Source organism: Amycolatopsis sp. H20-H5 (assembly GCF_035828755.1).
Lineage (GTDB): Bacteria > Actinomycetota > Actinomycetes > Mycobacteriales > Pseudonocardiaceae > Amycolatopsis.
Genome location: NZ_JAYMZS010000006.1, coordinates 1 through 19,474 on the forward strand (window position 1 = coordinate 1; position 19,474 = coordinate 19,474).

The 19,474-nt window shown below is 69.1% G+C and carries 18 protein-coding genes and 1 tRNA gene; 12 read left to right on the top strand and 7 right to left on the bottom strand.

From position 1 onward, the window contains the following. Positions 1-977: penicillin acylase family protein (locus QMK34_RS04415; protein ID WP_326411750.1), on the bottom strand; the 977-nt coding region annotated here is incomplete at its 3' end. Positions 978-1,128: 151 nt separating this feature from the next. Between QMK34_RS04415 and QMK34_RS04420 the strand changes: the two genes are divergently transcribed. The 3 genes from QMK34_RS04420 to QMK34_RS04430 all read left to right on the top strand — a co-directional run bounded on the left by QMK34_RS04420 (position 1,129) and on the right by QMK34_RS04430 (position 3,668). Then, positions 1,129-1,503: an FKBP-type peptidyl-prolyl cis-trans isomerase gene (locus QMK34_RS04420; protein ID WP_326411752.1), complete on the top strand. Its 375-nt coding sequence runs from the start codon at positions 1,129-1,131 to the stop codon at positions 1,501-1,503. A gap of 106 nt (positions 1,504-1,609) precedes the next feature. Beyond that, positions 1,610-1,951 carry a hypothetical protein gene (locus QMK34_RS04425; RefSeq protein ID WP_326411754.1) on the top strand — a complete coding sequence of 114 codons (342 nt, stop codon included), beginning with the start codon at positions 1,610-1,612 and terminating at the stop codon, positions 1,949-1,951. 34 nt (positions 1,952-1,985) lie between these two features. After that, the gene (locus QMK34_RS04430; RefSeq protein ID WP_326411756.1) at positions 1,986-3,668 is read left to right on the top strand and encodes a hypothetical protein; all 1,683 of its coding nucleotides are present in this window, start codon (positions 1,986-1,988) and stop codon (positions 3,666-3,668) included. Here the strand turns inward: QMK34_RS04430 and QMK34_RS04435 are convergent. After that, positions 3,622-5,709, bottom strand: coding sequence for a hypothetical protein (locus QMK34_RS04435; RefSeq protein ID WP_326411757.1), 2,088 nt, complete (start codon positions 5,707-5,709; stop codon positions 3,622-3,624). The genes QMK34_RS04430 and QMK34_RS04435 overlap by 47 nt on opposite strands. A 166-nt stretch (positions 5,710-5,875) precedes the next feature. On the opposite strand from QMK34_RS04435, the gene QMK34_RS04440 reads away from it, so the two are divergent. After that, positions 5,876-6,631, top strand: a complete 756-nt coding sequence (locus tag QMK34_RS04440) for a S1 family peptidase (RefSeq protein WP_326411759.1) — start codon at positions 5,876-5,878, stop codon at positions 6,629-6,631. Positions 6,632-6,776: 145 nt separating this feature from the next. After that, positions 6,777-7,535: a S1 family peptidase gene (locus QMK34_RS04445; protein WP_326411761.1), complete on the top strand. Its 759-nt coding sequence runs from the start codon at positions 6,777-6,779 to the stop codon at positions 7,533-7,535. Between the two features lie 192 nt (positions 7,536-7,727). Here the strand turns inward: QMK34_RS04445 and QMK34_RS04450 are convergent. Then, a tRNA-Leu gene (locus tag QMK34_RS04450) sits at positions 7,728-7,810 on the bottom strand. A gap of 135 nt (positions 7,811-7,945) precedes the next feature. Between QMK34_RS04450 and QMK34_RS04455 the strand changes: the two genes are divergently transcribed. The 7 genes from QMK34_RS04455 (at position 7,946) to pknB (ending at position 17,508) form a co-directional block, all read left to right on the top strand. Then, positions 7,946-9,217 carry a DUF3662 and FHA domain-containing protein gene (locus QMK34_RS04455; protein WP_326411763.1) on the top strand — a complete coding sequence of 424 codons (1,272 nt, stop codon included), beginning with the start codon at positions 7,946-7,948 and terminating at the stop codon, positions 9,215-9,217. Positions 9,218-9,319: 102 nt separating this feature from the next. After that, positions 9,320-9,787, top strand: coding sequence for an FHA domain-containing protein FhaB/FipA (locus tag QMK34_RS04460; protein WP_326411765.1), 468 nt, complete (start codon positions 9,320-9,322; stop codon positions 9,785-9,787). Beyond that, entirely contained in the window at positions 9,784-11,166 is a 1,383-nt protein-coding gene (locus QMK34_RS04465) for a PP2C family protein-serine/threonine phosphatase (protein ID WP_326411767.1), read from the top strand. Before QMK34_RS04460 ends, QMK34_RS04465 begins: the two co-directional genes overlap by 4 nt. Then, positions 11,166-12,734 (top strand): FtsW/RodA/SpoVE family cell cycle protein, encoded by a 1,569-nt coding sequence (locus tag QMK34_RS04470; protein WP_326411769.1) that lies wholly within the window; start codon positions 11,166-11,168, stop codon positions 12,732-12,734. The genes QMK34_RS04465 and QMK34_RS04470 overlap by 1 nt, the downstream gene beginning before the upstream one ends. Beyond that, a complete protein-coding gene (locus QMK34_RS04475; RefSeq protein ID WP_326411771.1) occupies positions 12,731-14,200 on the top strand; it encodes a peptidoglycan D,D-transpeptidase FtsI family protein in 1,470 nt (489 codons plus the stop codon). Before QMK34_RS04470 ends, QMK34_RS04475 begins: the two co-directional genes overlap by 4 nt. Before the next feature lie 3 nt (positions 14,201-14,203). After that, the gene (locus tag QMK34_RS04480) at positions 14,204-15,532 is read left to right on the top strand and encodes a serine/threonine-protein kinase (RefSeq protein WP_326411773.1); all 1,329 of its coding nucleotides are present in this window, start codon (positions 14,204-14,206) and stop codon (positions 15,530-15,532) included. Then, positions 15,529-17,508, top strand: coding sequence for a Stk1 family PASTA domain-containing Ser/Thr kinase (gene pknB / locus QMK34_RS04485; protein ID WP_326411775.1), 1,980 nt, complete (start codon positions 15,529-15,531; stop codon positions 17,506-17,508). Before QMK34_RS04480 ends, pknB begins: the two co-directional genes overlap by 4 nt. Positions 17,509-17,574: 66 nt before the next feature. Here the strand turns inward: pknB and QMK34_RS04490 are convergent, their stop codons facing one another. From QMK34_RS04490 to QMK34_RS04505, 4 genes are all read right to left on the bottom strand, one after another. Next, a complete protein-coding gene (locus QMK34_RS04490; protein ID WP_326411778.1) occupies positions 17,575-17,829 on the bottom strand; it encodes an effector-associated constant component EACC1 in 255 nt (84 codons plus the stop codon). Next, entirely contained in the window at positions 17,795-17,926 is a 132-nt protein-coding gene (locus QMK34_RS04495) for a hypothetical protein (RefSeq protein WP_326411780.1), read from the bottom strand. The genes QMK34_RS04490 and QMK34_RS04495 overlap by 35 nt, the downstream gene beginning before the upstream one ends. A 102-nt stretch (positions 17,927-18,028) precedes the next feature. Further along, positions 18,029-18,673 carry a hypothetical protein gene (locus QMK34_RS04500; RefSeq protein ID WP_326411782.1) on the bottom strand — a complete coding sequence of 215 codons (645 nt, stop codon included), beginning with the start codon at positions 18,671-18,673 and terminating at the stop codon, positions 18,029-18,031. Continuing rightward, the gene (locus QMK34_RS04505) at positions 18,661-19,467 is read right to left on the bottom strand and encodes an ATP-binding cassette domain-containing protein (RefSeq protein ID WP_326412113.1); all 807 of its coding nucleotides are present in this window, start codon (positions 19,465-19,467) and stop codon (positions 18,661-18,663) included. The genes QMK34_RS04500 and QMK34_RS04505 overlap by 13 nt, the downstream gene beginning before the upstream one ends. Between the last annotated feature and the right edge of the window lie 7 nt (positions 19,468-19,474).

Genomic DNA, 19,474 nt, shown 5'->3' on the forward strand with positions numbered 1-19,474 from the left:
CCGTCGAGCAGCGTCTTCACGGCCTCGGGGTCGTCCTCGGCCCGAAGGCTCTGCCAGACCTTCTCGCCCTGCACGACGCCGTACTGCTCCTGCAGCGCGAGCTTCGCCATCGCGTTCTGCACCTCACCGCCGCCACCGCCGCCGAACTGCGCGCCGACCACCGACGCGAGCACGACGAGGTCGGTCAGCTTGAAGGGCTCGATGGTCCCGGCGTTGGTGATCGCGTCGACGTGCCCGGTCAGCACGTACTCACCGGGGAAGTAGCGGCCGTTGTAGGAGTCGGAGATGTACTTGTTGATCCCGTCGACGTAGGACTGCGAGTCGGCGAGGCCCTGCGCGCCGCGCGGCCCGCTCGCGGCGGCCCCGTCGATCTGCTGCTGCAGCTCTGGCTCGGTGTAGGGCGCGGCGGCGAAGAAGGTCTGCTCCAGCTCGCGGTTCCCGGCCGCGCCACCGGCGTACGGCGAAAGCTGCCCGCGGCCGACCCGGCGCAGGATGTCCATCAGCCACAGCCGGTCCTGCCCGGCGGCATACCCGGCGCCGAACTCGGTCCCCGATCGGGTGGTGCCCTGGATGTGCGGGACGCCGAGGGCCTTGTCCCGGGTGATGGTGACGTCCGCGCGCGGCCGGATCGTGCTCGCCGCCTGGCCCGCGGGCACACCGAAGGAGGAGTCGTTGAAGAACTGGTTGATCGTGTCGGTCGTCAGGCCCCGGTAGCCCGTGGCGAGCGAGGCGTACTTGCCCAGCTGGTCGGCGGCGTGCGCGGGCCGGGTGCCGAACACCTTGTGCGCCAGGATGTCGGCGAGGGTGGCGTTGCCGTTCTGCCCCGGTGGCAGGATGTCGCCGCACTGCGCGGCGCAGTAGTCGTTGCCGGGCAGTGCCGCGGCTGCGGGCTTCGCGGTCGCGGGCGCGCCCTGCGTCACCCCCGCCACGACAGCCATGGCGGCCAACGCCGTCAGAGCGCGTATGCCTCGTCGCATGACTGGACTCCTGTCGTTGTGGAGTGACACAACGCACGCTACCGACGGGTAGGGCTATTGTGAAGACTATTCGCGTTCTTCCCTCCTTTCGGCGGATCGTGGTCAGCCGGTCGCTCTGCGGAGAGTGAGGACCTCTGGGTACCGTGAGGGCATGACCTTGGAAAAGCCCGTAATCGACCGGCCGGAGGGCACGCCGCCCACGGACCTGCAGACCACCGACATCACGCTGGGCGAGGGCCAGGAGGCCCAAGCCGGCAACCAGGTGTCCGTGCACTACGTCGGCGTCTCGCACTCCACCGGCGAAGAGTTCGACGCCTCCTGGAACCGCGGCGCGCCACTGGACTTCGGCCTCGGCCGCGGCCAGGTCATCCCCGGCTGGGACCAGGGCGTCACCGGTATGAAGGTCGGCGGCCGCCGCAAGCTGGTCATCCCGCCGAACCTGGCCTACGGCGACAGCGGCGCCGGCGGCGTCATCAAGCCCGGCGAGACCCTGATCTTCGTGGTCGACCTCGTCTCCGTCAGCTAGTACGTCCTCCTGGCGGGCGGGCGAGTGGTCCGCCCGCCGGGAGCCTCACTCCGCGCGCCGCTTCGGTTACCGTGGGCACAGCAGCCCACGAACGCCGAGGAGCGCCATGCCAGAGCCGATCCTGATCGCCGTCGCCACCACCCTCGCGACCAAGGCGGCCACCGGACTCTACGACCTGGTCAAACGCAAGTTCTCCGGAGACGTCAAGGCCACCGCCGCCCTCGAAACCGCCGCGCCCGAGGACCCGAAGACCCTCCAAGCACTGGCCGAGCGACTGGAGACGGCCCAGGCCCAGGACGCCGAGTTCGCCGAGGCCCTGCGCGAGAAGTGGGCCGAGGTCTCCGTCGAGCAGCACGCCGAGAGCGGTGGCGTGAACAACCAGATCACCGGTGCCGTGAGCGGCAAGGTGCTCCAGGCGGGTGACATACACGGCAACGTGAGCTTCTGATCTTCCCACCGCCGGGCCGGTAACATCGCTCTTCGTGCCTGCTCCACGTTGGAAGACCCTCGACACCCGCCGCACGGTGCTGGCCGTGGTGCACAACGTGACAGCCGCGACGCGCCTGCTCGACGTGCTGGCCGTCTACGCCGGGGACCCGCGCGTCGAGACGGTGTTCACCTGTCCCGGTTCCAGCGCCTTCACCGCCGGGACGACCGAGTTCCTCGCCGCGCGCGGAGTGCGGCTGATCCCGTGGCGCCAAGCGGTCTCGACGAGGTTCGAGCTCGCGATCGCCGCCAGCTATGGCGGCGACCTGCACGAGATACGAGCGCCACTCACCGTGATACCCCATGGAATGGGGTACAATAAATACTTGGAAACCGGAAACCGGAAACCGGAAACCGGAAACCGGAAACCGGAAACCGGAAACCGGAAACCGGAAACCGTCTTCGGCTTATCCATTCCCTGGTTGATGCACAAGGGTGAAGTCGTCCCCGCCTCGATCGTGCTCTCCCACGAAGAACAGCTGGACCGCCTGCGGCAGTCCTGCCCGCAGGCAGCCGAAAGAGCTGTCGTGGCAGGCGATCCGTGCCTGGATCGGATGCAGGCCAGCCGGTCACTACGGGAAACGTACCGGCAGGCTTTCGGCCTCGAACCTCACCAACGCCTGATAGTGCTTTCTTCGACCTGGGGCAAGCAGTCCTTGGTCGGCACCGGCCTCGAGCTCATCCGGCGGCTCGCGGACGAACTGCCGTGGGATTCCTATCGGCTGGCCCTCGCGCCCCATCCGAACATCGCCCACGGCCATTCCGGCTGGCAGCTGAAAATGTGGCTGGCGGATTGTGTCAAAGCCGGGGTACTGGTGCTGCCGTCCGAAGAACTCTGGCAGCCCGCCCTGGTCGCCGCCGACCTCACGATCGGCGACCACGGCTCGGTCACCTTCTATTCGGCGGCCCTCGAAACGCCGATCCTGCTCGCCGCCACCCCCGCCGGCACCGTCGATCCCGGCTCCCCGATCGGTCTCCTGCTCGACGCCGCGCCACGGCTGGACCTGGCGCGGCCACTCCGCCCCCAGGTCGACCGGACCATCGCCGAGCACGATCCGGACGCGCTCACACCGATCACGAACCTGGCGACCTCCCTGCCGGGGAAGTCGGCCGAGGTACTGCGTTCACTGGTCTACGAGACGCTGGATCTGACACCGCCCCCTGGCCCCGCGGTGGTCCGCACCCTGCCCGTCCCCGCGCTTACGCACACGGCTCCGACCACCCAGTTCGTTCGGGTCACCGGAACCACCGTCGACCGCCGGGCCGCCGACCTCACCGGCATCCCGCCGGCAGGCACCCATCTGGTGATCGACACCGCCGAACCGGACGCGAGCCTGCTCAGCCTGGCCGCGGTGCTGGTCCACCGGACCGCTCGTGACGCCAGCCGGTGGATCACCGAGACCTTGCGGGCCCTGCCCGGTTGCGCACTCGCGGCGGCCCGGATCACGGACACGACCTGGCTCTTCGGTACGACGACCGGACGTCTCGTGCGGCTGGACGACATCACCGGCGCCCCCGAAGCGTTCGCGTCCCTGCTCTACGTCCGGCTCGAGTTGTCCGGTGAGCGACTGCCCGGCGAGCTCGACCTCCAGCTGGGAGAAACCACCCACACCGCGACCGCGACGGTGCTGATCACAGCGCCGCCAGCCGCGCCTCGAGGTCGACAGCCTCACCCGTGAAACCCCGGACGCGGCAAACGTTCAGTGCTTCCGTCAACAGCGCCTTCGCCCCCGGGATGTCCTTACGTGCCAAAGCGAGATCGGCCAACGACTCGATCGCACCGGCCCGCTCCAGGTGGTCGCCGCCCGCTTCGGCGGCCACGGCGGCAGCGGTCAGCTTCGTCTCCGCAGCGTCGAACTTGCCCGCCTCGACGAGCTTCTTCCCGCGCCACAGCTCGATCTTGAGCCGGTTGACCGGTTCGGCAGACAACTCGGCGGCGGCCTGATCCAGCAGCGGCAAGGCACGATCGGGGGACACGACTTTGGCGAGATGGAACCGCGCGAGCGCGAGACGCCGGTCCACGCCGAGAACCTCCGCCATCGTCAGGTTCCGCTCAAGCAGTTCCACGGCTTCGAGGCGCAACCCCTGATCGAGCCGAACCAGCCCCAGTGACTCGACGGCGGTGGCCTCGGCGGTCGCGGAGCCGGACTGCCGTGCCGCCAACTCCGAGACCTTGAAGCACTCGGAAGCCTTGTCCCAGTCACGAAGCTGGCGATAGGCGAAGCCCTGCTGGAAGCCGAGGACCGCCTCGGCGAGCCGAGCGCCCAACGCCCTCGCGGCCTCGACCCCCCGGCCGTTGACCTTCGCCATTTCCCCGGCCTGTCCCCCTTTGAGGTGAACCGGCCAAAGAACGAAACAGAGCTGGCAGACGAACTCGTGGAGGCCGAGCCGATACGCGGTCTCGACGGCCGCGGCGAGATTCGCCCGCTCGGTGTCGAGCCACGCCCTGGCCTGCTCGGCCGTCCCATCGTCCTGGCCGAGCGCCAGTTTCGGCCAGATCTCCGGCACCCAGCCACGGTCGGGCAGGAGCAGCGACTCGGCGATGAGCCCGCGGCCCCGGTAGTACGCCAGTACCGCCCGCAGGACCGTTTCGTGGTCCTCGGCGGCCTTCGCCTCGGCGTGCCTGCGCAGGAGACCGGTCATCAGGTAGCGATCCTCTTCGCTCTCCTGGACCGTCAGCGCCCGCAGGAGTTCTGACAGGGCATCGGAAACGTCCGGCTCGCCGAGCGCGACAGCGATGGTCTCCACCGCGACGTCACCACCGCCGGGATGCACCCCCAGTAGCCGATAACACTGTTGCGCCAGCGGTGTCAGCCGTTCGTACGCGACGTCGAACACCGCGGACAGCGGCAGTTCGCGCAGCACACCGCGCTTCTCGAGCGTGCGGACAAGCCTGTCGACGGTCCACTCGCGGTCCACGAGCACGGATCCGGCGACGTTGAGCGCGACGGCCGAACCGGCGCAGAGCTCGACGAGCGCGTCGGCCGCGGCCGGATGGGCCTCGACCCGCTCCGCCCCGATCAACCTGCTGAGCAGCTTCTTCGCCGAAGCGTTGGACAACGGGTCGAGGCGCACGTACTTCGCCGAGTGCTGGGCCTGCAGATCGGCGAGCCTGCCCGCTTCGACCGCCAGCAGCACCGAACAGCCCTTTCCCGGCATCAGCGCGTTGACGTCGGCGGGCAGCAACGCCTCGTCGACCACGAGCGCGACACGTTTGCCGTCGGTCCAGGTCCGCCACAGACCGGATCGGCCGTCCAGGCTCTTCGGGATCTCGTCCGGGCCGAACCCCGCCGCCCCCAGCAGGTCCTCCAGCGCGTCCCCGGCCCGCCCGGCACCGAGCCGGACCACGAAATGCCCGTCGGGATAGTCGTCACTGTGCCGGTTCACCCAGTAGGCCGCGAGGGTGCCGCGGCCGCTGCCGGGCGCGCCACGGACGATCGCGACCTTCGGGCCGTCGTCGTCGCCGGTGTGGGCGAGGACCTTGTCCAGCTCGGCCAGCTGGCGCTCGTTGTTCGTGTAGTGCTTGGGTGTGTGCGGCATCTGCCGAGCGGGCTTCACCTGCCGTGTGGGCCCGTGGAAGTGCACTCCGCCGTGGATGTCGTGGGCCTGGACGACCGTGTGCGCCTCGCCGCCGAAGTTGTTGTCGTGACCCGTTTGGCCGCTGCCCACGAATACCCCCACCCGTCTCGCGCCGACGTCGAACCCTACCGCAGCCGTCACGGTGCGTACCGGGATTCTCACTGTCACCCCGAATCCGCCGGATACGTCCCGGACAGCCGGTTCCTGTCCGGTCGAGACATCCGAGAACCATTTCCCGCCACCCGCGGCGGCGATAAGCTCGCTCTTGAGCACCGGCCGGGGGCCGGTGCCAGATCTAGGGGGAAGAATGCGCGTTCGCGCTGTGCTTTCTGCTGCGCTCTTCACGATGGCCGCGGGGGTCGCCGTGGCGGCGCCCGCTTCGGCCGTGGCCAACGGGTCCGACGTGCCGCAGGGGCAGTTCAAGTTCGCGGCGAAGCTCACCATGACGAACATCCCGAAGCCGGACGGGTCGAAGTACAACAGCGCCTGTTCCGGCGCGCTGATCGCGCCGCAGTGGATCATCACCGCGGGACACTGCTTCCACGACGTCAACCGCGTCCGGGTCTCCGGCCCGGTCCCGTATCCGACGGCGATCGCGCTGGGCCTGACGGACCAGACCACCCAGACCGGTGAGACCCGTCAGGTGACCCAGGTCTTCCAGGCGGGCCCGAACGACGTCGCGCTGGCTCAGCTGGACAAGCCGGTCACGGACAGCACGCCACTGACGGTGAACCGCGTCACCCCATCGGTGGGTCAGCAGCTGACCCTCGCCGGCTGGGGCAGCCTCACCGCGGTGAACCCGACGCCGTCGACCAAGCTCCAGAAGGGCACGGTCGCGGTCGGCCAGGTCTCCGCGGCGACCCTGGGCGTGCACGGCGTCGCTCCCACCACGACGACCAGCGCCTGCACGTACGACTCCGGCGCGCCGTACTTCGTGGCTTCCGGTTCCGGCGGCCAGCTGGTCTCGGTCGAGAGCACCGGCCCGGACTGCCCGCACGCGCAGCTGGAAACCACCTCGCGCGTGGACGTCATCGCCGACTGGATCGCCACGCACACCGGCTGACTCCTACCCTGCCGACGGGCGGCGCGGAAGACCCCAACCGGGCTCCTCCGTGTCGCCCGTCCTGGTAATTCCCGGCGGATCCCCAGGTGGATAACCTCAGAAGTCGATCATCGGCCGCCGGCCGGTGACCTGACGAAGGGGAAGAATGCGCGTTCGCGCTCTCATCACCGCCGGAGTTCTCGCCCTCACCGCCGCACTCGCCCCGGCACCGCCCGCCAACGCGGTCGCCAACGGCTCGGACGTACCGGCGGGCCAGTTCGGTTTCGTCGCGAAGCTGACGATGACGAACATCCCGCGCCCGGACGGCAGCACCTACACGAGTTACTGCACCGGCTCCTTGATCGCCCCGAAATGGATCGTGACCACGGGGCACTGCTTCCACGACGCGAACCGCAACCGGGTGTCGGGCCAAACCCCGTACCCCACGACAGTGCTGCTGGGCCTGACAGACGAAAAAACCCAAAACGGCCAAACCCGCCGGGGAACGCAAGTCCTGCAGTCCCCCCAAAGCGATGTGGCCCTACTCCGACTGGACCAGCCCGTAACGGACCTGCCCCCACTGACGGTGAACCATGTCACCCCATCGATGGGCCAGCACCTGACTCTCGCCGGTTGGGGCAGCCAAACCGCGACAGACCCCAAGCCCTCGTCAAGGCTCCAGCAGGGAACGGTCCAGGTAACCCAGACAACCCCGACCACACTGGGCGTCCGAGGCGTATCCCCGGCAGCCACGACCAGCGCCTGCACCTACGACTCAGGAGCCCCGTACTTCATCCCGGCAGCCCCAAGCGGCCAGCTGGTCTCGATAGAAACAACGGGCCCCAACTGCCCCCACGCCTCAACAGAGACAACCTCACGAGCCGACACAATAGCCAACTGGCTAACCACCAACACAACACCCTGACCAGCAAAAACCAAAAAAACCCAAAAAAACCAGCCCACCCGGCAACCAACCCAAACCCAGCCCACCAAGACCCGACCACGCTGGTTCGGCACCAAAGGCACCATGGGGGTCCGGGGGCTTGGCCCCCGCGACAAGGAACGACCCCCCAAAAACGGGAAAAGGCCCCCGGCGCAGCCGGGGGCCTTGAACACGTGCGCGAGGAGGGAGTTGAACCCTCACGTCCTTACGGACACACGGACCTGAACCGTGCGCGTCTGCCATTCCGCCACTCGCGCAGACCTGCTTTGGAACTTTGACAGCGAGGAAACTGTAGCAGGAGGTCCGAACGGGTTTCACCGGGGGCGGTGTCGGAGCGGGCGTACCCAGATAGGATCGGGTCGGAAGACACAACAGCGAGGAGGTTTGTCCCGGTGGGCCGCGTAGAGCGCTTCGACAGGCGTCTCGAGAACATCGTGGGCAATACTTTCGCGCGCATGTTCGGCGGCAACGTCGTCACGCAGGAAGTGGCGGTGGCGCTCGAGCGCGAAGGCGAGGAGAACGTTCGTGAGCTGGCAGGTGGTCGTCAGCTCGCCCCGAATCACTACATCGTGTCGTTGGGGCAGGCTGATCACGAGCACATGGCCGGTGACGAGCAGCGGGTCACCAGGGTGCTGGCCAAGGCGGTGGCGGAACACCTCGCCGAGCAAGGCTGGGACACCTATGGTGACGTCGTAGTCTCGCTCGAGCGCAACGAGGCGCTGCATACTGGACAGTTCAGGACACGCTCGTCCGTCGATCCCGACGTCAAGCCAGACGACGCCGGCTCGGAACGGTCGGCACGACCCAGCAACGCAGGAGACCCAGCAATGAGCCAGCCCCCCGGCTACGGCCAATACGATCAGGGTGACCCGTACGGCCAGCAGGGCCAGTACGGCTACGGACAGCAGGGTGGCCAGCAGCAGCCCGGGTACGACCAGTACGGGCAGCCCCAGCAGGGCGGCGGCGGCCAGCCGGGTTACGACCAGGGCTACCAGCAGCAGGGCGGCCAGCCCGGCTATGACCAGTACGGCCAGCCGCAGACCGGCGGCCAGCCCGCGCAGCCCGGGTATGACCAGGGCTACCAGCAGGGTGGTCAGCAGGGTGGTCAGCAGCAGCCCGGGTACGACCAGGGCTACGGCGGCCAGCCGCAGCAGGGTGGTTACGACCAGTACGGCCAGCCCGCCCAGCAGCCGGGCTACGACCAGTACGCCGGGCAGCAGCAGGGTGGCTACGACCAGTACGGCCAGCCTGCGGCGCAGCCGGGCTATGACCAGTACGGCCAGCCCGCCCAGCAGGGTTACGGCCAGCCAGCGGCCGACCCGTATGCCCAGCAGCAGGGTGGCTACGCGCCGCCCGCCGCGCAGGCCGGGCGTCAGCTCGCGGCGAGCCTGCAGCTCGACGACGGCTCGAACCGCACGTACTCGCTGAAGCAGGGCGGGAACGTCGTTGGCCGCGGCCAGGACGCCGACTTCCGGCTCCCGGACACCGGCGTCTCGCGACGGCACCTGGAGATCACCTGGGACGGCCAGAGCGCGACGCTGGCGGACATCGGGTCGACCAACGGCACCACGGTCAACGGCACCCCGGTGCAGACCTGGCAGCTCGCCGACAGTGACGTGATCAGGGTGGGCCACTCGTCTCTGGTGTTCCGAACGCAGGGCTGACCGGCAGCGCGCTGAGCGGGTCCCGCAGAATTACGTGCGGGGGGGGGACCTGTGGCGAACCGGCGTCGTAGGTGCGTGAAGAGTCGGGAGCGGACACAACAAGTGCCAGAGCTGGTCGTACAACTCACCAGAGTGGGCTTTCTAGTGCTGCTCTGGCTCTTCGTGTTCGCCGCGTTGCGGGTCGTGCGCTCGGACCTCTACGCCGCCTCCGGGCTGCGTGTCGCCGTCCCGACGTTCCGGCGGAACAAGAAGCAAGAGAAGAAGCCGCGAGGCGGGAAATCTCCGCAGCAGCTGCTCGTTACTCACGGCGCGCTCGCCGGGACCAGGATCGCGCTCGACGGCAGGCCGATCCTGATCGGCCGTGCCGACGACTCGACGCTGGTGCTGGACGATGACTACGCCTCGACCCGACACGCACGCATCGGCCTGCGCGGGGAGGACTGGTACGTGGAAGACCTGGGCTCGACCAACGGCACATATCTGGACCGGGCTAAGGTCACTGCACCCCTCCGAGTCCCACTCGGAGTCCCCATCCGGATCGGCAAGACGGTGATCGAGCTTCGCCCATGACCCTCGTCCTCCGCTATGCGGCCCGCAGCGACCGTGGCCTGGTGCGTTCGACCAACCAGGACTCCGTGTACGCCGGTCCCCGCCTGCTCGCACTCGCCGACGGTATGGGTGGCCATGCCGCCGGTGAAGTAGCCAGCAAGGTGGTCATCGCCTCCCTTGCCCCCCTCGACGACGACGAACCCGGTGACGATCTGCTCGGACAGCTGTCCGAAGCGGTCGGCAACGGCAACGGCGCGATCGCCGAGCTCGTCTCCCAGGATCCTGACCTGGACGGGATGGGCACCACGCTCACCGCCGTCCTGTTCGCCGGGTCCCGGCTCGGCCTGGTGCACGTCGGGGACTCCCGCGCGTACCTCTACCGCAACGGCCAGTACGCCCAGATCACCCGTGACGACAGCTTCGTCAACGAGCTGCTCGAACAGGGCCGGATCACCGCGGAGGAAGCAGCGGTGCACCCGCAGCGCTCGCTGCTGCTCAAGGCGCTGACCGGGCACGAAGTGGAGCCGACCCTCACCGTGCGCGAAGCCCGCGCCGGCGACCGGTACCTCATCTGCTCGGACGGGCTGTCCGGCATGGTCAGCGACGAGACGCTCGCCGAGGCCATCCAGATCCCGGACGCCCAGGACTGCGCGGACCGGATGATCGAGCTGGCGCTCAAGGGCGGCGGCACGGACAACGTGACCGTGATCATCGCCGACGTGGTCGACGTCGACTTCGGTGACGACCTGCCGATCGTCGGTGGCGCGGCTGGGGACGGCAGCGACGAACGACACCAGGGCGACTCGCCCGCGGCACGGGCACGGGCGCTGACCCTGCCTCAGCCGCAGGCCCGGCCGGAGCCGCAGGGCCCGCCGGAAGAGGACCCCAAGGTCAAACGCCGGAAAAGATTCCGCTGGCTGGTGGGCGCGGTGGTCGTGCTCATCGTGCTGGCCGCGGCTGCGATCGCCACCCGGTACTTCGTGCTCAGCCAGTACTACGTCGGTGAGGGCCCCGATTCCGAGGTCGTGATCTACCGGGGTGTGCCCGGCAGCATCCTCGGCATCCAGCTGCACTCGCTCGAGCAGACGTCCTGCCCGCCCGCGCAGCTGTGCACCGACAAGCTCCGGGTGCCCGCGCTACAGGAAGACGCGCGGATAGCCGTGCAGAACGGCGTCAAGAAGGACAATCTCGACGAAGCCCGCAAGTTCATCGACGAGTTCCTCCGGCCCAAGAAGCAGCTCGCGGACTGCCGTCCGCAGGCGGGTCAGCCGTCGACCAGCCCGACTTCGCCGGCGCCGCCGTCGTCTCCGGTCTCCACCCCCCCTGCCTCGTCGCCGGCCACGGCGAACCAGCCAGCGGGGAGGGACTGCTCGACGCCCACGCCGGGGGGCGGTAACTGATGGGACAGCCAGTCGCCGCACCGGTCTCCGCCCAGTACACGACGAATCCGCCCCGCGAGCTGCCGACCCGGCGCGGGACGGAACTGCTGCTGCTGGCGTTCGCGGTGTTCATCGTCACCATCGCGCTGGTGCTGGTGGAAGCGAACCAGGAGCAGGAGCTCACGTCCTCGATTCTGTGGCTGGGGCTGTCCTACCTCGGCGTGCTGACCGTCGCGCACCTCGCGGTGCGGCGCTGGGCGCCCTACGCCGACCCGGTGATCCTCCCGTGTGTGGCGCTGCTCAACGGGATCGGCCTGGTGATGATCCACCGGATCGACCTGGCGCTGGCGGAGAGGGCCGTCCAGGCAGGCAAGGACTACTCGCCCGACGTCACCAAACAGGTGCTGTTCACCGTGGTTTCGCTGGTGCTGTTCGTGGTCGTGCTGATCGTGGTGAACGACCACCGCACGCTGACCCGCTACGGCTACATCGCCGGCCTGATCGGGATCTTCGCGCTGGCACTGCCCGCGCTGCTGCCGAGCTCGGTGTCCGAGGTCAACGGTGCGAAGGTCTGGATCAAGCTCCCGTTCTTCTCGATCCAGCCCGGTGAGTTCGCGAAGATCCTGCTGATGATCTTCTTCGCCTCCTTCCTGGTGTCGAAGCGGGATCTGTTCATGGTGGCGGGCAAGAAGATCGTCGGCGTCGAGCTGCCGCGTGCCCGTGACCTCGGCCCGATCCTCATCTCGGCGGCGGTCTGCCTCGGCATCCTGGTGTTCGAGAAGGACCTCGGCACGTCGCTGCTGTTCTTCAGCATCATCCTGGTGATGCTCTACGTCGCCACCGAACGCGTGATCTGGGTGGCGCTGGGCCTCAGCTTCTTCGTCGTCGGCTGTGTCATCGCGTACAACCTGTTCGACCACGTCCAGAACCGGGTCGCGAACTGGCTCGACCCGATGGACCCGGTGGTCTACGGACGCCGGGGCGGCAGTTTCCAGATCGCGCAGGGACTGTTCGGCCTCGGCACCGGCGGGATGGGCGGCACCGGCCTCGGCGCCGGGCGGCCGGACATCGTGCCGGAGGCCAATACCGACTTCATCACCGCCGCGATCGGCGAGGAGCTCGGCTTCATCGGCCTCGCGGCCGTGCTGATGCTCTACCTGATCCTCGCGATGCGCGGCATGCGCGGCGCGCTCGCGGTGCGGGACACCTTCGGCAAGCTGCTCGGCGGCGGGCTCGCGTTCGCCATGGTGATGCAGATCTTCGTCGTCGTCGGCGGCGTCACCAAACTCATTCCGGAGACCGGTATCACCGCACCCTTCCTGTCCAAGGGCGGCTCGTCGCTGCTGGCGAACTACATCCTCGTCGCGCTGCTGCTGCGGATCTCCGACGCCGCGCGCAAGCCCGCCGCACGGCCGAAGCCCTCGGTGCCGCAGGCCCCGCTGGCCGAGGCGCACACGGTGATGGTGCAGCGTCCCGAGACCCCGCTGGTGGCTCCCCCGCCGCCGACCCCGGCACTCGGTCAACCGCCACTCGGTCAACCGCCACTGGGTCAGCCACCGCTGGACCCGTCCCAGGGAGGCACCGCGTGAACACCCCCCTGCGCAAGGTCGGCGTCGCGATGCTGGTCATGGTCGTCCTGCTGCTCGCCAACGCCACCTACATCCAGGTGGTCAAGGCCGACGACTACCGCACCGACTCGCGCAACACGCGGGTGCTCTACGAGGAGTACGCCCGCCAGCGCGGTCAGATCGTCGCGTCGACCAACGGCGCGGTGCTGGCGAAGGTCGAGCCGTCGAACGACAAGTACAAGTTCAAGCGCACCTACGTCGACGGCGCGATGTACGCGCCGGTCACCGGGTATTACTCGATCAACTACGGCTCCGCCGGCCTGGAGCGCGCCGAGGACGACATCCTCAACGGCTCCGACCCGCGGCTGTTCGTGCGTCGGCTCTCGGACATGGTCACCGGCCGCGACCCGCGCGGCGGCAACGTGGTCCTCACCATCGACCCGGCCGTCCAGAAGGCCGCCTACGACCTGATGACACAGCGCGGCTACACCGGTTCCGTCGTCGCGATGGAGCCGAAGACCGGCCGCATCCTGGCGATGGTGTCCACCCCGTCGTACGACCCGAACCTGCTGGCCGCGCACACGACCAAGGAACAGCTCACGGCCTGGACCGCGTCGCGGGACGACCCGAAGAACCCGATGCTGAACCGCGCGATCTCGGAGACCTACCCGCCGGGTTCGACGTTCAAGCTGGTCACCGCCTCGGCCGCGCTCGAAGCGGGCATGGGCCCGGACACCACGGTCACCAACGCGCCCAACGTGAAGCTCCCCGGCACGCAGACGACGCTGGAGAACTACGGCGGCGCGCCGTGCCCCGGCACCACGTTCAAGGACGCGCTCGCGCACTCGTGCAACGTCCCGTTCGCGACCTTCGCCGGCCAGCTCGGCAAGGACAAGCTGACCAAGGCCGCGCAGAACTTCGGCATCGGCCAGAGCGACCTGACCGTGCCGATGCGCGTCGCGCAGTCCGGGCTCGGCCCGCTCGACTCGCAGGGCGCGCTGTACCAGAGCGGCATCGGCCAGCGTGACGTCAAGCTGACGCCGCTGCAGGACTGCCTGCTTTCCGCGACCGTCGCCAATGGCGGGATGGCGATGAAGCCGCAGCTCGTGCAGTCGGTGCTGGCGCCGGACCTGTCGACGATCGAGAACTACAGCCCGGCGCAGCTCACCGGCACGGCCGCGCTGTCGAGCGCGAACGCGGCGATCCTGCGCGACATGATGGTCGCGTCGGAGGGCTTCACCGGGGGCGGTGGCAAGGACGGCGCGCTGCAGATCGCGTCGAAGACCGGCACCGCCGAACACGGCACCGACTCGAAGAACACCGCTCCGCACGCCTGGTACACCGGTTTCGCGCCGTCGAACGACCCGCAGATCGCGGTCTCGGTCATCGTCGAGTCCGGTGGCAACCGCGGCCTCGCCGCGACCGGCGGCTCGGTCGCCGCCGAGATCGGCCGCGCCGCCATCAAGGCCAAACTCGGGGGTGGATAGCGGATGCTGTCCTCGGGTCAGCTGCTGGCCGAGCGCTACAAGCTGACGCACCGGATCGCCGTCGGCGGGATGGGCGAGGTCTGGCAGGCGAGTGACACCCGGCTGGACCGCACCGTCGCGGTGAAGGTGCTGAAGGCCGAGCTCTCCGGTGATCCCGAGTTCCTGCACCGGTTCCGGACCGAGGCCAGGATGACGGCTTCGCTCAACCACCCCGGCATCGCCGCGGTGCACGACTACGGCGAGACGGTCGCGAACGAGCTCTCGATCGCGTACCTGGTGATGGAGCTGGTCGAGGGCGACCCGCTGGCCGGGATCCTCGCCCGCGAGGGCAGGCTCTCCGCCGAGCGCACCCTGGACATCCTCGAGCAGGCGGGCCGCGGGCTGCAGGCCGCGCACGAACGCGGGCTCGTGCACCGCGACGTCAAACCCGGCAACATCCTGGTGACGCCCGCCGGTCAGGTGAAGATCACCGACTTCGGCATCGCGAAGGCGGCCGACGCGGCGCCGGTCACACGGTCCGGGATGGTCATGGGGACGGCCCACTACATCGCCCCCGAGCAGGCGCTGGGCCACAACGCCGAGCCCGCGAGCGACGTCTACTCACTCGCCGTGTGCGGGTACGAATGCCTCGTCGGGCACCGGCCGTTTCTGTCGGAGAACGCGGTGACCGTCGCGATGATGCACATCCGCGACGTGGCGCCGCCGCTGCCGCCGGACGTGCCGCACGCCGCCAGGATGGTCATCGAAGCAACTCTGATCAAGGACCCGCGGCAGCGGTACAACAGTGGTGGCGAGTTCGCGAACGCGGTCGCCGCCGTCCGCGCCGGGCATCCGCTGCCCACCCCGTCCGGCCTGGTCAACGCGGCTTACGCGGCCGGGCACGGGCAGCAGCCGGTCGCCACCCAGCACGGCCAGCCGATCGGGCCCGCGTCGCATCCGGTGCTGCGCCCGGTTCCGCCACCGGTACCGCACCTGGTGACCGGCGTCGCTTCACTGCGTCCGCGACGTCGTGCACAGTGGGGCTGGTGGGTACTGCTGGCGGTGATCCTGGTCGCGGTCGTGGTGGCCGGGACACTGGTCATCGTGAAACTGGTCCGCCCGAGCAACGCCCCCTCGCCGGGAAACGTCGAAACCAGTGAACCGGCGCCGGGCAGACAGCCCTTGGGGAACAACACCCCTGACCAGGTCAGACCGACAATCGGCCGGCCGGCGGAGCCGGGTTCGGCCACCGGCGCTTCACTGCAACGCACGATGCGCGGCTCCAGCGAGCAGGCGGGCTCACCAGGCATGATGGACACACCTTGGACGGAATGGAACGGCACACAGAGATGAGCACACCCAGACTGCTCTCCAACCGCTACGAGCTGGGCGACACGCTCGGCTACGGAGGCATGTCCGAGGTCCACCACGGGCACGACGTGCGGCTGGGCCGGGAGGTGGCGATCAAGATCCTGCGCGCCGACCTGGCCAGGGATCCCCAGTTCCAGGAACGTTTCCGGCGTGAGGCGCAGAACGCCGCCGCGCTGAACCACCCGGCGATCGTCGCGGTGTACGACACCGGCGAGGCGAGCACCGACAACGGTGGCCTGCCCTACATCGTGATGGAGTTCGTCGAGGGACGGACGCTGCGCGACATCGTCAAGACCGAAGGCCCGATGTCACAGAAGCGGGCGATGGAGGTCATGGCCGACGTCTGCGCGGCACTGGACTTCTCGCACCGGCACGGCATCGTGCACCGCGACGTCAAGCCCGCCAACGTGATGATCACGAAGAACGGCGCCGTCAAGGTGATGGACTTCGGCATCGCGCGGGCTATCCACGACGGCCAGGCCGCCATGACCCAGACCGCCGCGGTGATCGGCACGGCCCAGTACCTTTCGCCGGAGCAGGCGCGCGGCGAGGCCGTCGACGCCCGTTCGGACGTCTACGCCGCGGGCTGCGTGCTCTACGAACTCATCACCGGTGAGCCGCCGTTCACCGGGGACTCCCCGGTCGCGGTCGCCTACCAGCACGTCCGCGAGGACCCGCACCCGCCGTCGACGGTCAACCCGGCGGTTTCGCCGGAGCTGGACGCGGTCGTGCTCAAGGCACTGGCCAAGGGCCCGGCGAACCGCTACCAGTCGTCCGCGGAAATGCGGTCCGACCTGGTGCGCACCCTGTCCGGGCAGCGCCCGGCGGCGCCGATGGTGATGTCCGAGGACGAGCGCACCCAGGTGATGGACTCGGACCGGCGCGCCCCCCAGCGCTACGAGGAGTACGCGGACGACCCCGAGGACCCCGCCGCGAAGCGCAAGCGCCGCACGGTGTTCGGCATCGTCGCGGCGGTGATCGGCGTGCTGATCGTGGTGCTGATCATGTGGCTGGCCGGGGCGTTCAAGGGCAACAGCGGCGGTGAAACGCAAGCCATCCCGAACGTGTTGAAGCAGCAGTCGGCGGCGGCCAAGGAGATGCTGCGGACGAGCAACTTCACCAACATCGCGCCCGCCGACAAGAAGGTGGTGTGCGGCCTCCCGGCGAACCCCGAGGGCCTCGCCTGCACCAGCGACGAGATCAACAGCGTCCTCAAGATCGACCCCGCGGTCGGCCAGGTGGTGCCGAGCAACACGCTGATCACCCTGACGATCGGCGCCGCTCCCGGTAAGACCACCGTGCCGGACCTCAAGAACATGACCCAGGCCGAAGCACAGGCAGAACTGGCCAAGAGCAAGCTGACGCTCGACGAGACCGTCGACCAGACCGAGGTCACCGACCCGAACCAGCAGGGCAAGGTGCAGTTGCAGAACCCGCAGCCCGGCGGGCAGGTCAACGAGGGCTCCACGGTCAAGATCACGGTCGGCAAGTCGCAGGAGCAGAAGCAGGTCCCGGACACCACGGGCCAGGCTTTCAACGACGCGAAGACGCAGCTGGTGGCTGCCGGGTTCCAGGTCACCCGCAAGGACGTCGCCTCCGACAAGCCGAAGGACCAGGTCGTCACGCAGAACCCGAACGGCGGCTTCGCCCCGGTCAACTCCAAGGTCACGCTGAGCGTGTCGGACGGCTCGAAGGAACAGATCGACATGCCCGACGTGACCGGGATGACCCAGGACCAGGCGCAGGCGGCGCTGCAGGCCAAGGGCTGGACCGGGTCGATCAACGTCCAGGCGGACAAGTCCAGCAGCGCGACACCCGGCCGGGTGAGCAAGAGCAACCCGACCGCCAACACGAAGATCACGAAGTCGCAGTCGATCACCCTGTTCATCGGCGAGGACGACTCGACGTCGACCTCGCCGTCCAGGCCGACGTCAGGCCTGTTCCCGCCCGGCGGATAGCCAGCTAGTGACCGAAGCAGGGCCCGCGAGCACTCAGCTCGCGGGCCCTGTTTCGTAAACGGCCGCCTAGCCGATGAGCCCGCGGACGGCGGCCAGGACGCTCGCCGCGTCGCCTGCCGGGCCGCACTCCAGTTCCAGGTGCTCGCCCGTGGCGTCCGCGGTGACGCTGAGCGCGACCGTGTCAACGTGCTGATGGCTGTCCAGCCAGTCGAACAGGGCGTTGACCAGCGCCGGGGCGGTCCCGCCGGTGACCACCACGACGACGGAATCCAGCGAGCCGACGAGTTCACCCGGCTCGATCGGCTTCACGACGACGTCCACGCGGCCCCCGCAGGTCGTCCTCGCCGCGCAGCCAGCCGGTCAGATGCCTGAGGTGGTGATCCGCGTCGGCCGCCTTGATCACCACCGTGCCGGACATCCGTGTTTCCTCCCGCGCTCACTCAAAGTGACGATGCAGGGTATCCCGCGTCATCGGACCAGCATAGGGCCATCCAGGTAAGATGAATTCTGCAACTTGCAGTTACGCCCGGCGATGGACCAGCATGCCGACCCCGGTCGCGCTAGCGCCGAGGAGGACGACGGCCGCGACACACGAGACCAGCACCGGCCCGGCGGGCGCGGTGCCGTCGATCATCGCGCGGAGCATCGGGTTCGCCAGCGGGAGCCAGCGCGCGAGGAGAACCAGGCCGAGGAAGAACAGGGCGGACACCACGGTCCAGCCGACGCGAGAAACGAGCAGCTTCGAGCAGGGCAGCCCGACGGCGATTCCCATCAGCGCACACGCGAGGTGCACGACCAGGCCGATCCCGAGCGTCGAGAGGCTCGCGGAGCGGTGGACGGCGAGCGCCCAGAGCTCGGAAAGCACCGTCAGCCCGGTGGCGCAGGCCAGCACGGCGAGGACCGAACCCCCGATGATCGAGCGCCAGCCGCGCGCGTGGCTCAAGGTGACCAGCCGCTGCACCGGATCCTCGATGTCCAGCAGGGCGACGGTCAGCCAGCACGAGACGATCAGCAGGCCGCCCGCGCTGACGGCGAACTCCGGGATCAGCGGCGAACGACGGTCCGTGTACTGGATGGCCAGCACGGCGAGCAGCGCGACCACCGCGGGCGCGTACCGCTGGGAATGGCCGAGCAGCGCGAGCTGGTAGCGGGTCATGGCGAGCACGGGGCCACCTCCCGGACGGACCAGCCGCGGGTCAGGGCGAGCAGCAGCACCGCGTCCGCGCGGCCGGTGTCGACGGTCAGCTCGATGTGGGAGTCACTGGCCAGCGCCCGCCGCACGTCCGGCTCGGCGTGCCAGTCGCCCTCGCCGGGGCCGTGCAGCACGATCCGCGTCCGGGGTTCCGGCCCGTCGACATGCTCCGGCGCGCTCAACCGGCCCTTGTCGATCCGGTAGACCTCGTCCGCGTGCTCGTGCACGACCGTCGGCCGATGGTCGGTGAACACCACGCTCGCGCCGCGCGCCTTCGTCTCGGCGACGAGTTCGCCGAGGACCCCGTGCGTCCCGACGTCGAGGCCGGACCACGGTTCGTCCAGGACCAGCAGCTCCGGGCGCGCCAGCACGGCCTGCGCGAGGCCGACCTTCTGCGCGTTGCCCTTGGACAGCTGCCGCAGCGGCGTCCGGACGCCGCCGACCAGCGCCAGCCGCTCCAGCAACGCGTCGCCGGTCGACAAATCGTCAAGTCCGCGAAGCCGGCCCATATGCCTCAGGTACGCCTGCGCGCTCATCCGCTGCCCCGCCGGGAACCGGTCCGGCAGATACCCGACCGTCGGCCGCCCGGCCACCGAACCCACGCTGGGCCGGGAAAGCGCGGCCAGGATGCGCAGCAGGGTCGACTTGCCAGAGCCGTTCGCGCCGAGGACGCCGAGCACACGACCGGGCAGGATCTCCAGGTCGACGCCGTCGAGCACGAGTTCGCCCTTGCCGTAGCGCTTGCCGACTCCACTGAGCCGGAGCAGCGGGGCC